Source organism: Microvirga calopogonii, from assembly GCF_003347665.1.
Lineage (GTDB): Bacteria > Pseudomonadota > Alphaproteobacteria > Rhizobiales > Beijerinckiaceae > Microvirga > Microvirga calopogonii.
Window position 1 is genome coordinate 1 of the sequence record NZ_QDGA01000124.1, and the last position, 12,872, is coordinate 12,872.

The 12,872-nt window shown below is 64.7% G+C and carries 12 protein-coding genes and 1 tRNA gene; 2 read left to right on the top strand and 11 right to left on the bottom strand.

The window, feature by feature from the left end:
• Nucleotides 1–77 precede the first annotated feature (77 nt).
• Entirely contained in the window at nucleotides 78–1,343 is a 1,266-nt protein-coding gene (locus DDF70_RS32295) for an IS701 family transposase (protein WP_114947673.1), read from the top strand.
• A 419-nt stretch (nucleotides 1,344–1,762) separates the two neighbouring features.
• Here DDF70_RS32295 and DDF70_RS32300 read toward each other — a convergent pair whose 3' ends face one another.
• The 10 genes from DDF70_RS32300 to coaD all read right to left on the bottom strand — a co-directional run bounded on the left by DDF70_RS32300 (nucleotide 1,763) and on the right by coaD (nucleotide 8,491).
• Entirely contained in the window at nucleotides 1,763–2,128 is a 366-nt protein-coding gene (locus tag DDF70_RS32300; protein WP_114948725.1) for a nitrile hydratase accessory protein, read from the bottom strand.
• Nucleotides 2,129–2,132: 4 nt separating this feature from the next.
• A complete protein-coding gene (gene nthB / locus DDF70_RS32305) occupies nucleotides 2,133–2,792 on the bottom strand; it encodes a nitrile hydratase subunit beta (RefSeq protein WP_114948714.1) in 660 nt (219 codons plus the stop codon).
• Nucleotides 2,789–3,418, bottom strand: a complete 630-nt coding sequence (gene nthA / locus DDF70_RS32310) for a nitrile hydratase subunit alpha (RefSeq protein ID WP_114948715.1) — start codon at nucleotides 3,416–3,418, stop codon at nucleotides 2,789–2,791. The genes nthB and nthA overlap by 4 nt, the downstream gene beginning before the upstream one ends.
• Before the next feature lie 175 nt (nucleotides 3,419–3,593).
• Nucleotides 3,594–3,669, bottom strand: a tRNA-Lys gene (locus tag DDF70_RS32315).
• Between the two features lie 143 nt (nucleotides 3,670–3,812).
• A complete protein-coding gene (gene tgt / locus DDF70_RS32320; protein WP_114948716.1) occupies nucleotides 3,813–4,994 on the bottom strand; it encodes a tRNA guanosine(34) transglycosylase Tgt in 1,182 nt (393 codons plus the stop codon).
• 119 nt (nucleotides 4,995–5,113) lie between these two features.
• Nucleotides 5,114–6,190 (bottom strand): tRNA preQ1(34) S-adenosylmethionine ribosyltransferase-isomerase QueA, encoded by a 1,077-nt coding sequence (gene queA, locus DDF70_RS32325; protein ID WP_114948717.1) that lies wholly within the window; start codon nucleotides 6,188–6,190, stop codon nucleotides 5,114–5,116.
• Between the two features lie 117 nt (nucleotides 6,191–6,307).
• Complete coding sequence (locus DDF70_RS32330) at nucleotides 6,308–6,775, bottom strand: peptidylprolyl isomerase (RefSeq protein WP_114948718.1); 468 nt, start codon at nucleotides 6,773–6,775, stop codon at nucleotides 6,308–6,310.
• A 128-nt stretch (nucleotides 6,776–6,903) separates the two neighbouring features.
• Entirely contained in the window at nucleotides 6,904–7,410 is a 507-nt protein-coding gene (locus DDF70_RS32335; RefSeq protein ID WP_114948719.1) for a hypothetical protein, read from the bottom strand.
• Nucleotides 7,410–7,958, bottom strand: a complete 549-nt coding sequence (locus DDF70_RS32340; RefSeq protein WP_114948720.1) for a peptidylprolyl isomerase — start codon at nucleotides 7,956–7,958, stop codon at nucleotides 7,410–7,412. Before DDF70_RS32340 ends, DDF70_RS32335 begins: the two co-directional genes overlap by 1 nt.
• 32 nt (nucleotides 7,959–7,990) lie before the next feature.
• A complete protein-coding gene (gene coaD, locus DDF70_RS32345; protein ID WP_114948721.1) occupies nucleotides 7,991–8,491 on the bottom strand; it encodes a pantetheine-phosphate adenylyltransferase in 501 nt (166 codons plus the stop codon).
• Nucleotides 8,492–8,720: 229 nt separating this feature from the next.
• Here coaD and DDF70_RS32350 point away from each other — a divergent pair, with 229 nt between their 5' ends.
• Nucleotides 8,721–9,287, top strand: coding sequence for a hypothetical protein (locus DDF70_RS32350; protein WP_114948722.1), 567 nt, complete (start codon nucleotides 8,721–8,723; stop codon nucleotides 9,285–9,287).
• Between the two features lie 149 nt (nucleotides 9,288–9,436).
• Here DDF70_RS32350 and gyrA read toward each other — a convergent pair whose 3' ends face one another.
• Complete coding sequence (gene gyrA / locus DDF70_RS32355) at nucleotides 9,437–12,127, bottom strand: DNA gyrase subunit A (protein ID WP_245435740.1); 2,691 nt, start codon at nucleotides 12,125–12,127, stop codon at nucleotides 9,437–9,439.
• Between the last annotated feature and the right edge of the window lie 745 nt (nucleotides 12,128–12,872).

Genomic DNA, 12,872 nt, shown 5'->3' on the forward strand with positions numbered 1-12,872 from the left:
CACTACTTTGGCAGGCATGAGGAACCAGGCGAGGCCTGCCGACGTCTTCTCGGAAGGATGGTCCGCAGGAGGTTGTCATGAGCACCTCAGTGGCGTGGGAACACGAACTTCAGTCCTGGCTCGAACCCTTCCTCACCCCTCTTCACCATCCGGCTCGCCGGCGCATGTGCCCGCTCTATGTGGCGGGCCTGATCGGGCCAGGTGAGCGCAAGAGCCTGCAGCCGATGGCCGCCCGGGTGGCGCCCGCCGACTATGACCAGCTGCATCACTTCGTGGCCGTGGGCCCGTGGGACGAGGCGCCGCTCGAGGCCGAACTCCTGGCTCAGGCCACCCGGCTCGTTGGCGGGCCAGACGCGATCCTGGTGATCGACGACACGGCGCTGCTCAAGAAAGGCACGCACTCCGTGGGTGTCGCCTCGCAATATGCCGGAGTGGTGGGCAAGCAGGCCAATTGTCAGAGCCTGGTGTCGCTCACCCTCGCCAAGGGTGAGGTGCCGGTCCCGATCGTTTTGCGGCTGTTTCTGCCCGACACCTGGATCCAGGATCCCGAGCGCCTGCAGCAGGCGGGCGTGCCCGAGGCGTTCTGGACGCAGCGCACCAAGCCGGAGATCGCCCTGGAGGAACTCAAACGTCTGCTGCAAGCCGGCGTAAGCTTCGGGGCGGTGCTGGCCGATGCCGGCTATGGCATCAGCGGGCCCTTCCGGCAGGCACTCTCAGCCTTAGGGCTGCTGTGGGCGGTGGGCATTCCGCGCATTCAGAAGGTCTACACGGCGGACGTGCAGATGATCACGCCCCCGCCCTCGCGCGGCCGACCCCGCACGCGGCTCATCCCAGATCAGGAGGCGATCGCGGCCGAAGCCATGCTGGCCACCGCCTCCTGGCGTCAGGTCACCTGGCGGCGCGGCACCAAGGGTCCGCTGAAGGCGAAGTTCGCAGCCGTGCGCGTGCGGGTGGCTGATGGGCCTGAGGTGCGTCTTCAGGGACGGACCGGTCAGCATCTGCCCGGCGACGAGGTGTGGCTCGTGGGCGAGCATCGCCCCTCAGGCGAGCGCAAATACTACCTGTCCAACCTGCCGCCCGACACGACGCTGAAGCAATTGGCTTCTCTCATCAAAGCCCGGTGGGTGTGCGAGCAGGCGCACCAGCAGCTCAAGGAAGAGCTCGGGCTCGATCACTTCGAGGGCCGCTCGTGGCGCGGGCTGCACCGACACGCGCTGCTGACGCTGATCGCGTATTTGTTCTTGCAGCATCTGCGGCTGCAGGCCGCCACAGGGGGAAAAAAGAAAAGCCGGCGGACCACCGCCACAACCGACGCTGCCGGCCGTTCGGCGCATGCTGCTTGATCATCTGGCGCATGCCATGCGCCTCCGATGTCCCTTCTGCCGTGCCCGCTTCACCCTAGGTTCACTGATGAAAGTGCCAAAGTAGTGATAGGTGACTTGAGCATCGGACCCAAAAGTGGATTTGCAGTATTGGGATCCATCCGATGCTCCACTCTTGGAAGAGCGCATCGTTGGGCGCGGGCCCGGAGGGCCGCGTCAGCGAATACCGGGTCCACTTTTTCGCCAGTGCGGCCCGCTGGGGCCGCACGATGCTCTAGCATGCCATGCGCTGTCTCATTACCACGCTGCCTCCTGACGGCAGATTGATGACCGTCAGCCGCGATTCACCATAAGCCGAACGTGAGCGCGCCTCTCACACGCAGAGTTCAATTCACGGCGCACACCATATCACCAACTTGAATGTATCTGTGGCTTGCGGACTACCCGAGTGGATCATTCGCAAGCAGAATTGGCTGGCCATGTGGTGTCGCATGCGCCGCGCGATCCCAGGCATCCCGTCTTGACGCAAGCGTCTCTTCACTTGCGATTCCCTTGTCCTGAACCAACTGCTCGATCGCAGCCAGCCAATGCTGGTAGTAGGTCGAGCCATCATCGCAATCACCAGATGCCTGAGCCTGTTTGATCGCAGCCGAGAGCGCGGCAGCCCACTCGGCCCACGTAAACAGTCCCTGCTCGTACAAGGCCAGCGTCATTGCAAAGGCCTGGGCCTCCCACGGCTCCCGGAAGACAGGCTTGCCATCCTCGTCGCGGGGAATCGGCGCAACCTCTGCGGCCACGCGGGTCATATCCTCATGCCGGCTCAAGATAGCTCTCCCAGGCGTCGATCGAGACACTGACGGTCGGATCCGCCTGCTCGCCCCACAGCTCCCGACCCTGGAAGCAGACGGTGTAGAGCCATTGCGGCTGCTCGCCCTGTCCATGAGCGTTCGCGTCCGGAAACACGTGGCCGCCATGCACCAACTCGACAACGCCCGTCTTGCCGCGAGCGTAGCGCGGCAGGCGGGTGTGGCCCTGAGGGTGCATGGTGCGGGTGCGGACCCGGTCACCCACCGCAAAACGTGCCGGCGGCTCTATCGGGCGCTCGGCCGGACCACCGCGGGCCAGCACTGCTGGCACGTCTTCAGCCTTGAGCACCCGCTTGATCGGCGCTGGTTCCGTCAAGGACCGGCCGCGCGTCAGTTCATCCGGAGTGACAAGCCCTGCGGCGACAACCAGCTTTTCGACACCCTTGGTCCAGATCTCGTAGTAGCTCGAGGTGAGGTACTCAGCAGGCGGCAAGGACTCGCGGGCATGCCGGCTCATGTCGATATTCCAGCTGCCGGTCGCCCCCATCGCCAGGGTGAGGCCAAAGGCCCGCCGCTCCCAATCGGCATGGAACCAGGGCTCGTCCTGCTCGATGGCGATCGGGCCGAAGCCCATCATGCCGCCGAGGTCCTGTGCGCCGTTCATCGGGCGGCCTCCGGAGCCAGGGCGAGGCCGGTGCCGATCATGGAGTCGCGGGTGACGAGCTCGGCCAGTGCCTCTTCGCCCATGTCCTCCGTCCCCTCGGGGCGCATCGGGATCACGAGGTACCTGACCTCCGCGGTCGAGTCCCAAACCCGGATACGGGTGGTCTCCGGCAGGTGGACCCCAAACTCGGCCAGAACCCCACGCGGATCAAGCACAGCCCGGGAGCGGTAGGGGGCGGATTTGTACCAGACCGGGGGCAAGCCGAGCACCGGCCAGGGATAGCAGGAGCATAGAGTACACACGACCATATTGTGCTGCGCGGGCGTGTTCTCGACCGCCACCATGTGCTCACCCTGACGGCCAATGAAGCCAAGGGACGCGATTGCGGCGGTCGCGTCGGTTTGGAGCCATTCCCGGTAGCTTGGATCGGCCCAGGCCCTGGCGATCACCCTGGCGCCATTGCGCGGTCCGACCTTGACCTCATAGGTCTCGACCAATGCATCGATGGCGGTCGGGTCGACATAGCCCTTCTCGACCAGGATGGACTCGAGAGCGCGCACCCGCAGCTCGATTTCCGAGAGATGGCTGTGGTCGTCATGATCATGGTGATGATGGTCGTGCCCCATACGTACCGCCCTCGCCTGCTTGGATGAGTCGCGGCCATGCTAACCGGGTGATGGTAGCGAGGCCAGCCTCTAAGCTACGGTCCTATGTCGGGGCTCTTGAGCAGCCGGAGAGATCGTCTGGCTCCCTAGCCGAAAATGGATCAAAGGGTAGATGCCGGTAACCCTTTGAAATGATTGGTGAGCGCGCTGGGACTCGAACCCAGGACCCTCTGATTAAAAGTCAGATGCTCTACCGGCTGAGCTACGCGCTCCCAGGGGTGAGCCCGAGATAGGGGGTCTCGGGCGCCGGGTCAATCGAAAAGCCCCGCCCGGGCGGGCAAATCCTCAGCTTCCGGCCCGTGAAGGGCCGATTTCGGGGCGTGACCTGGAGAAGCCCTGCTCCGAGCCTCAGGCTTCATCCCTCGTCCGCCATGGCGATATTGTCCGCGTGCCGGCCGATATCCGCCTTGCTGTCCCGCTCACCCCTGGCCCAGCCCTCCTTGACCTCGCCGACATAGTCGTCGAGCCGCCCCTCGGCGATGGCCTTGCGCAGGCCCGCCATGAGTTCCTGGTAATAAGCGAGGTTGTTCCAGGTCAGGAGCATCATGCCCAGGATCTCGTTCGAGCGGACGAGATGGTGAAGATAGGCGCGCGAATAGGTGTTCGAGGCGGCGCACTTCGATTCAGGATCAAGCGGCGCGGTATCTTCCGCGAAGCGCGCGTTGCGCAGGTTCATGCGGCCGTGGCGGGTGAAGACCTGACCGTGGCGCCCGGCGCGAGTGGGCATGACGCAGTCGAACATGTCCACGCCCCGGCGCACCGCCTCGATGATGTCATCCGGGGTGCCGACCCCCATGAGGTAACGGGGCTTCTCCCTGGGCATGTGCGGCTCGACCGTCTCGATCATGCGCAGCATCACATCCTGCGGCTCTCCCACGGCCAGGCCGCCGATGGCGTAGCCCTTGAGATTCAAGGCTGCGAGTTCCTTCGCGCTCTCGATGCGCAGCCGCTCCACCGCGCCGCCCTGGACGATGCCGAACATGGCTTTTCCCGGCTGTTCTCCGAAAGCCACCCGGCAGCGCTCCGCCCAGCGCAGGCTGAGGCGCATCGCCTTCTCGGCCACCTCGTCGGAGCACGGTAGCTTCACGCACTCATCCAGCTGCATCTGGATATCGGAGCCGAGCAGTCCCTGGATCTCGATGGACCGCTCCGGGGTGAGCACATGGGTCGATCCGTCGATATGGGACTGAAAGGTGACCCCGGTCTCGTCGATCTTGCGGAGGGCCGACAGCGACATGACCTGGAACCCGCCGGAATCGGTGAGGATCGGGTATGGCCAGTTCATGAACTGGTGCAGCCCGCCGAGCCTGGCCACCCGCTCCGCCCCGGGGCGGAGCATCAGGTGATAGGTGTTGCCGAGCACCACGTCGGCGCCGAGCGCCTTCACCTGGTCCGGATACATGGCCTTCACGGTGGCCGCCGTCCCGACCGGCATGAAGGCGGGCGTGCGGATGACCCCGCGGGGCATCCGGATCTCACCGGTGCGCGCTACGCCGTCGGTCTTGTTGACGGTGAAGGTGAAGGTCTCGGTGGTCATTCAAACCTCATCTTGTCTCCCCGGCCGGAGCGCCGCCGAGGGAGGCGGATCGATGAATCCGCCGCACGTGTAAATGGATCCCCTTCCCGCGCATTCCGCGCCGGGGAGGATACGGAGCATCAACGCCGAAACAGCAAACTCGCATCGCCATAGGAATAGAAGCGATAGCCCGTTTCGATGGCGTGGGCATAGGCCGACCTCATGCAATTCAGTCCTGCAAAGGCGGAAACCAGCATGAAGAGGGTCGAGCGTGGCAGGTGGAAATTGGTCATCAGCACGTCCACGGCCTTGAACCTGTAGCCGGGCGTGATGAAGATGGCGGTATCGCCGGAGAAGGGCGCGATGCTCCCGTCCTCCCGGGCGGCGCTCTCCAGAAGGCGCAAGGATGTGGTGCCGACCGCCACGATCCGCCCTCCCCTGGCCCTTGCCTCGTTGAGCGCCTGCGCGGTCTCATACGAAACCGAGCCCCATTCCGCATGCATGCGGTGCTCGTCCGTGTCGTCGGCCTTCACCGGCAGGAACGTGCCCGCTCCCACGTGAAGTGTCACGAAATGACGGGCGATGCCGCGTTCCTCGAGGCGGTGGAAGAGATCGTCCGTGAAATGCAGGCCGGCGGTCGGAGCCGCGACGGCGCCCTCGTCCTTCGCGTAGACGGTCTGGTAGTCGCTCCGGTCCTTGTCGTCGGTGGGGCGTTTGCCGGCGATGTAAGGCGGCAAGGGAAGCTCGCCGAGCCGTGCGATAGCCTCGTCCAGGAAAGCGCCCGCGAAGGAGAAGCGGAGCGCCACATCGCCCCCCTCGCCTTTCTCCACGACCTCGGCATCGAGCCGCACGAGCTCGCAGGCCGTGCTCTCGGACGGGTCTCCGAAGCGGATGCGGTCGCCGATGTTCAGCTTCTTGGCCGGGCGGGCAAAGGCGCGCCAGCGGTCGGCACCTTCGCGCTTGTGCAGCATGATCTCGACCCTCGCCGCATTCTCCTCGCGAACGCGCAGGCCATAGAGCCGGGACGGAATGACCTTGGTGTTGTTGAGCACCAGCACGTCGCCGGGCTGCAGCAGATCCGGCAGATCGCGGACGATCCGGTCCTCCAGGCTGGCTTCGGGCCGGACCACGAGCATGCGCGCTCCGTCCCGTGGCTCCACGGGGCGGAGCGCGATGCGGCTCTCGGGAAGATCGAAGTCGAAAAGGTCGACGCGCATTTGAAAACTCATTGCCGCCGTCATGGCCGCACTCGTTGTGGCCATCCACGTCTTACAGGAGCAAAAACGTGGATGCCCGGGACAAGCCCGGGCATGACGGCAAATGGTGGCAGGTTCTTAAGCCGCGTCGGCCGCGACCTTCATGGAGACGATGCGGTCGGGATCGCGCACGGGCTCACCGCGCTTGATCTTGTCGACGTTTTCCATGCCCTCCGTCACCTTGCCCCAGACGGTATATTGCTTGTCGAGGAAGCGGGCGTCGTCGAAGACGATGAAGAACTGCGAGTTCGCCGAGTGCGGGAAATTGGTGCGGGCCATGGAGCAGACGCCGCGCACATGCGGCTCGGCATTGAACTCGGCCTTGAGGTCCGGCAGGTCGGAACCGCCGGTGCCCGTTCCGGTCGGGTCTCCCGTCTGGGCCATGAAGCCCTCGATCACCCGGTGGAACGGCACGTTGTCATAGAAGCCCTGACGGGAGAGCGTCTTGATGCGCTCGACATGGCCGGGAGCCAGGTCGGGACGCAGCTCGATGACCACACGGCCCTTGGTGGTTTCCATGATGATGGTGTTTTCGGGGTCTGCCATGAGAAATCTCCTTGGAATGGCGTGTATCTAGGGGATTCGGCCGCCGGTCACTAGAGCAGCGGGCCCAAAAGTGGATTTACGCTTCCGTGGCCGATCCGGTGCCCTCCCTGGACGGAAGCGCACGATCCCTAGAGGGCCTGCAGTTTTTCCGTTGCCGGGGAATCGACGAAGCGGAAGGTGAAGGGGCGACCGGCCACCGCGGCGCCGAGCTTGTCGGTGAACGGCATGGGCGAGCAGCGCACCAGGGCTTCCCTCACCGCCTGGGTGAAGGCCTCGCGGTTCGCCGCGTCGGGCTCGCCTTCCCGATAATGCGTGATCATCGGCTTGCCGAGCACCTCGCCATTCCGCTTGAAGCTGATGCGGATCGTCACCGACTGGCCGGAATAGCGCACGCCCATCGGCCGCCAGCAGGCCTGCATTGCGCGCACGATGTCGTTGAGGGTGTCGATCTGCTTAGGCACATCCTCTCCGCTCGGAGGGCGGATGATGCCGTTGAAGCTCTGCGGCAGGGACGGAGGCGGCTCACGCCACTCGTCGTTATCGCCGAACAGCCCCTGAGCAAGAGCCGGCGCGGCCGGGCTCAAGCTCAGAACAAGCGTGACAATCCACGCTCCGTGTGGTCGCAGAGACAGCATCACTTCGCGTCGGCGGCGAGCTGCATCTTCACGATCTTGTCCGGGTTCGACACCATGCCATTGGCGGCGGCATCGCCCTTCTTGATCTTGTCGACCACGTCCATGCCGGACACGACCTCGCCGAAAAGCGTGTACTGGCCGGTGAGCGGGCGACAGCCTTCGTAGCAGATGAAGAACTGGCTGTTGGCGGAATCCGGGCTCTGGGAGCGGGCCATGCCGACGGAGCCGCGCTTGTACTGGGTCTTGGTGAACTCGGCCGGAATGTTGGGCAGGCTGGACTTGCCCGTGCCGGTGCCGGTGGGATCGCCGGTCTGGGCCATGAAGCCGTCGATCACCCGGTGGAAGACGACGCCGTTGTAAAAGCCCTGCTTCGTCAGGGCCTTGATCTGCTCCACATGCTTGGGCGCCAGATCCGGCCGCAGGCGGATGGTGATGCGGCCGTCCTTGGTGTCGAGGAAGACCGTGTTCTGCGGATCGTTGGCCTGCTGGGCTACGGCCGGGACGAGGCCTGCGAGTACAAGCGCTCCGGCTGCGAGCAAACGCTTCATGGGTCGATATCTCCTTCGAGGATGATGAAACTTTATGGCCGCCTGAATTTGGCCTTCAGGCGCTCCGCGACAAGCCCCGGCACGAAGGCCGAGACATCGCCGCCCATCCCGGCGATCTGGCGCACAAGCGTGGCCGTGATGGGGCGAACCGGGGGCGAAGCCGCGAAGAACAGGGTCTGGACCTCCGGCGCCATGGCGGCGTTCATGGACGCCATCTGGATCTCGTAGTCGAAATCCGTCCCGTCCCTGAGGCCGCGCACGATGAGGCTCGCGCCGTGGCGGCGGGCCGCCTCGACGGCCAGATCGTTGAAGGTCGCGACCTCCAATGCGACGCCCCTCTCCTGCAGCACCGGCCCGCAGACCTCGCGCAGCATCTCGGCCCGCTCCTCGGCGGAAAAGATCGGCGCCTTCGAGGAATGGACCCCGATGGCAACCACGATCCTGTCCGCCACGCTGCAGGCCTGGCGCAGGACGTCCAGGTGCCCGTTGGTGACGGGATCGAAGCTGCCGGTATAGAGCGCAGTGCGGGTCATGGGACCAAGGCGTAGCCGGATTAGGGCCGTCGGGCAAGCCGTGCGCTGGCACACCGCAAACTGGACGGCCCCGTGAGAAACAGGATTCGCCTTGTCAGGAGAGAGCCATGATCTTCCGATTTTTCATCGTCGCCGTCACTGCCGTCGCGGTTCTGAGCCCAGCCGCGCTGGCCAGCCTGACTTAAATGACGGGGCACTCGTGTTGCGTTTAGGAATTGCCGTCTCAGCAGTGTTTCTGACAACTGCTTCCGCCTTCGCCGACGAAATCACGTGCCGGGGCCCCTTCGCGAAGGATACCGATCACAAGCGCCTCGTTGCCAGCTTCGGCCGTGAGAACGTCATCCGGACGACGGTCCGTGAGCCGGAAGGCCTGGCAGTCAGGGCCAGCATCGTCTTTCCGAAAGATCCGGTCCGACGTCTCGTCGTGCTTTGGTCCGACGAGAAAACCCTCCGGCGCCCCGTGCGCATCCGCTTGGAGGGATCCGGTTGGTCAGGGCCAGAGGGCCTTCGGATTGGCTCCCCCATCGAGGCTGTCGAGAAGGCCAACGGCAAGCCGTTTACTCTCTATGGGTTCGAGTGGGATTATGGCGGGAGCATCGAAAACTGGAATGGCGGGGCACTGGGTACCCTGCCCGGCGGCTGCACCTTCAGCCCTGTCTTCGAGACCGACGACGAGGCTCCGTCGGAGGCCCTCGACGCCGTATCCGGCGACAGCCGGTTTGCCTCCGACACACCTGCCATGAGGGCCGCCAAGCCGAGGATCGGGAGCCTTGCTCTGGGCTACTCTCAGCGATAGCTCGTCGTCGTGGCCAGACGTGTTCCGACCACCCGGATCGCGTGAGGCGCCGTGCTGTCCGGCAATGACGAGGTGGCATCAGCCGCCCAATGAAAAACCCGCCGGCCTAAGCTGGCGGGTTTTGCGTTTCCTCGAGCAGGTGAAAGCTCTTACTCCTCCGACGCCTCGCCGTTTCCGGTTGCAGCGTCCTCGACGCCCTCGCCGTTCTCCTCGTCCTCGCCCTCGATGTGCTCCACCGAGACCACCTTCTCCTTCTCGCGGGTGGAGAAGATGGTGACGCCTTGAGAGTTGCGGCCGACGACGCGGATGCCTTCGACCGGTACGCGGATCAGCTGGCCGCCATCGGTGACGAGCATGATCTGGTCGGCGTTGTCGACCGGGAACGAGGCCACGAGCTTGCCGTTGCGGCTGTTGACCGCCATGGCCGTGATGCCTTTGCCGCCGCGTCCGGTGATGCGGTACTCGTAGGACACGGTGCGCTTGCCGTAGCCCTTCTCGGAGATCGTCAGGATGCACTGCTCCTGCGCGCTCATCTCCGCGTAGCGCTCCTGCGAGAGCGAGAAGTTGGCGCCTTCCGTCTCCTCCGCATCCTCGGAGGCGTCGGCATCAGCACCCATCTGCTCGCCGGTGACCGCGCGGCGCATCTTGAGATAGGCCGCCCGCTCCTCGCCGGTCGCTTCCACGTGGCGCAGGATCGCCATGGAGATGATGTCGTCGCCCTCGGCGAGATTGATGCCGCGCACGCCCATGGAATCGCGACCCTTGAACACGCGCACGTCCGTGACCGGGAAGCGGATGCACTGGCCCTTGGCCGTGGTGAGCAGCACGTCGTCGTTCTCCGAGCAGATCTGCACGTCGACGATGTGGTCGCCCTCATCGAGCTTCATGGCGATCTTGCCGCCGCGATTGACCTGGACGAAGTCCGACAGCTTGTTGCGGCGAACCGTGCCGCGCGAGGTGGCGAACATCACGTCCAGCTTGTCCCAGGACGCCTCGTCCTCGGGCAGCGGCATGATGGTGGTGATCCGCTCGCCCTGCTTGATGGGCAGCATGTTCACCAGGGCCTTGCCCTTGGCGTTGGGAGCGGCCAGCGGCAGGCGCCACACCTTCTCCTTGTAGGCCTGCCCCTCGGAGGAGAAGAAGATGACCGGCGTGTGGGTGTTCGCCACGAAGAGACGGGTGACGAAATCCTCGTCCCGCGTCGTCATGGCGGAACGGCCCTTGCCGCCGCGGCGCTGCGCCCGATAGGTCGAGAGCGGCACGCGCTTGATGTAGCCGGCATGAGACACGGTGACCACCATGTCCTCGCGGGCGATCAGGTCCTCGTCGTCGACGTCGGAATCCCAATCGACGATCTGGGTCTTGCGCGGCGTCGCGAAGGCGTCGCGAACTTCGACCAGCTCATCCTTGATGATGCCCATGATGCGAGCGCGCGAACGCAGGATCTCGAGATAGTCGGAGATCTCCGCCGCGAGCTTCGACAACTCGTCACCGATCTCGTCGCGGCCCAGAGCCGTGAGGCGCTGGAGGCGCAGATCGAGGATGGCGCGAGCCTGCGTCTCGGAGAGACGATAGGTGCCGTCGTCGTTGATCTTGTGGCGCGGATCGTCCACGAGCGCGATGAGCGGCGCGATGTCGTGCGCCGGCCAGTCGCGGCCCATGAGGGCTTCGCGGGCGGCGTTCGGATCGGGCGCCGTGCGGATGAGACGAATGACTTCGTCGATATTGGCGACCGCGATAGCAAGTCCGCACAACACGTGAGCACGTTCGCGCGCCTTGTTGAGCAGATACTTGGTGCGGCGGGAGACGACCTCCTCACGGAAATCCACGAAGGCCTTGATCAGGTCCTTCAGGTTCATCAGCTCGGGACGGCCGCCGTTGAGCGCCACCATGTTGGCGCCGAAGCTCGTCTGCAGCGGCGTGTAGCGATAAAGCTGGTTGAGCACCACGTCGGCCATGGCGTCGCGCTTGATCTCGACCACGATGCGCATGCCGTCGCGGTCGGATTCGTCGCGCAGGTCGGCGATGCCCTCGATCTTCTTCTCGCGCACGAGCTCGGCGATCTTCTCGATCAGCGAGGCCTTGTTCACCTGATACGGGATCTCGGTGAAGATCAGCGCCTCGCGGTCCTTGCGGATCTCCTCCACCTCGGACTTCGCCCGCATGACGATGGAGCCGCGGCCCGTGGTGTAGGCGGACTTGACGCCCGCGCGTCCGAGGATCAGCGCGCCGGTCGGGAAATCCGGACCGGGGATGATCTCGATCAGTTCCTCGGTCGAGATGTCGTCGTTGTCGATGAAGGCCAGGCAGCCGTTGATGACCTCGCCCAGGTTGTGGGGCGGCATGTTGGTCGCCATGCCGACCGCGATGCCGCCGGCGCCGTTGACGAGCAGGTTCGGAAAGCGCGCCGGCAGAACCGACGGCTCGTCCTTCGACTCGTCGTAGTTGGGCGTGAAGTCGACCGTGTCCTTGTCGATGTCGTCGAGCAGCGGCATGGCCGGCTTGGCGAGGCGGGACTCGGTGTAGCGCATGGCCGCCGGCGGATCGCCGTCCACGGAGCCGAAATTGCCCTGCCCGTCCACGAGCATGAGACGCAGCGAGAAGTCCTGCGCCATGCGCACCAAGGCGTCGTAGATCGCGCTGTCGCCGTGTGGGTGGTACTGACCCATCACGTCGCCGACGATGCGGGCGGACTTCACGTATTTCTTGTCCGGCGTATAGCCGTTCTCGTGCATCGAATAGAGGATGCGCCGGTGCACGGGCTTGAGGCCGTCGCGCGCATCGGGCAAAGCGCGGCTCACGATCACGCTCATGGCGTAATCGAGATAGGAGCGCTTCATCTCGTCGACGATGGAAATCAGCTTGATGTCGCTCGCCGGCTGGTCCCCACCGGGACCGTCAGGGCGGTTATCGTTCGGATCGGTCAAGGTTGGTCTTTCTTAAAACGGTCTGCCCTTTCGCGAGAGGCGACTTCCGATGCCGCTTCGTCAAGCCGTTCGGCAGGCCCGCGAATCCAATTGAAATCAGTCTCTTAGATGGGCGAGAACGGCGCGATTTTCAAGCGTTTTGACAGGTTTTCCAGAGGCAAGCACGAAGCCAAAATCCATTTACGTTTCAGCAACTTATTCTCAGGTCAGGGAGGATGGCCGGCAGGCTCGCCATTGTCGCACTCTCACAGGGCCTGACGGGAGGTAACATACCGGCTCAGCCACCGCCTCTAAGCTTTTGACAAATCTTATTTTATTGCGTTGATCCAGCTCGTGCCTGCCTGTCGGCGCAGGAGGCGCTCCGCGTCCCGGCCCTCCTTGGATCGTCGGCGGCGATGGGTCCCAGGCTCCGCGAAAGCGGCCCTGTCTGACAACCCGTGAGAATTCTCCTCGTCATGCCCGCGCTTGTCGCGGGTATCCACGTCTTCCTCTGCGCGATGGGATAAGACGTGGATGGCCGGAACAAGTCCGGCCATGACGCGGCGGGTGGTGGCCCGGGATCGGGTGCCGGCTGTGGCACCGGCACCGGCGCCTTGTCATTCCCGCGCAGGCGGGAACCCAGAACCGCGACGTCTCAGGCAGGGCGAGCCGCGTCGCG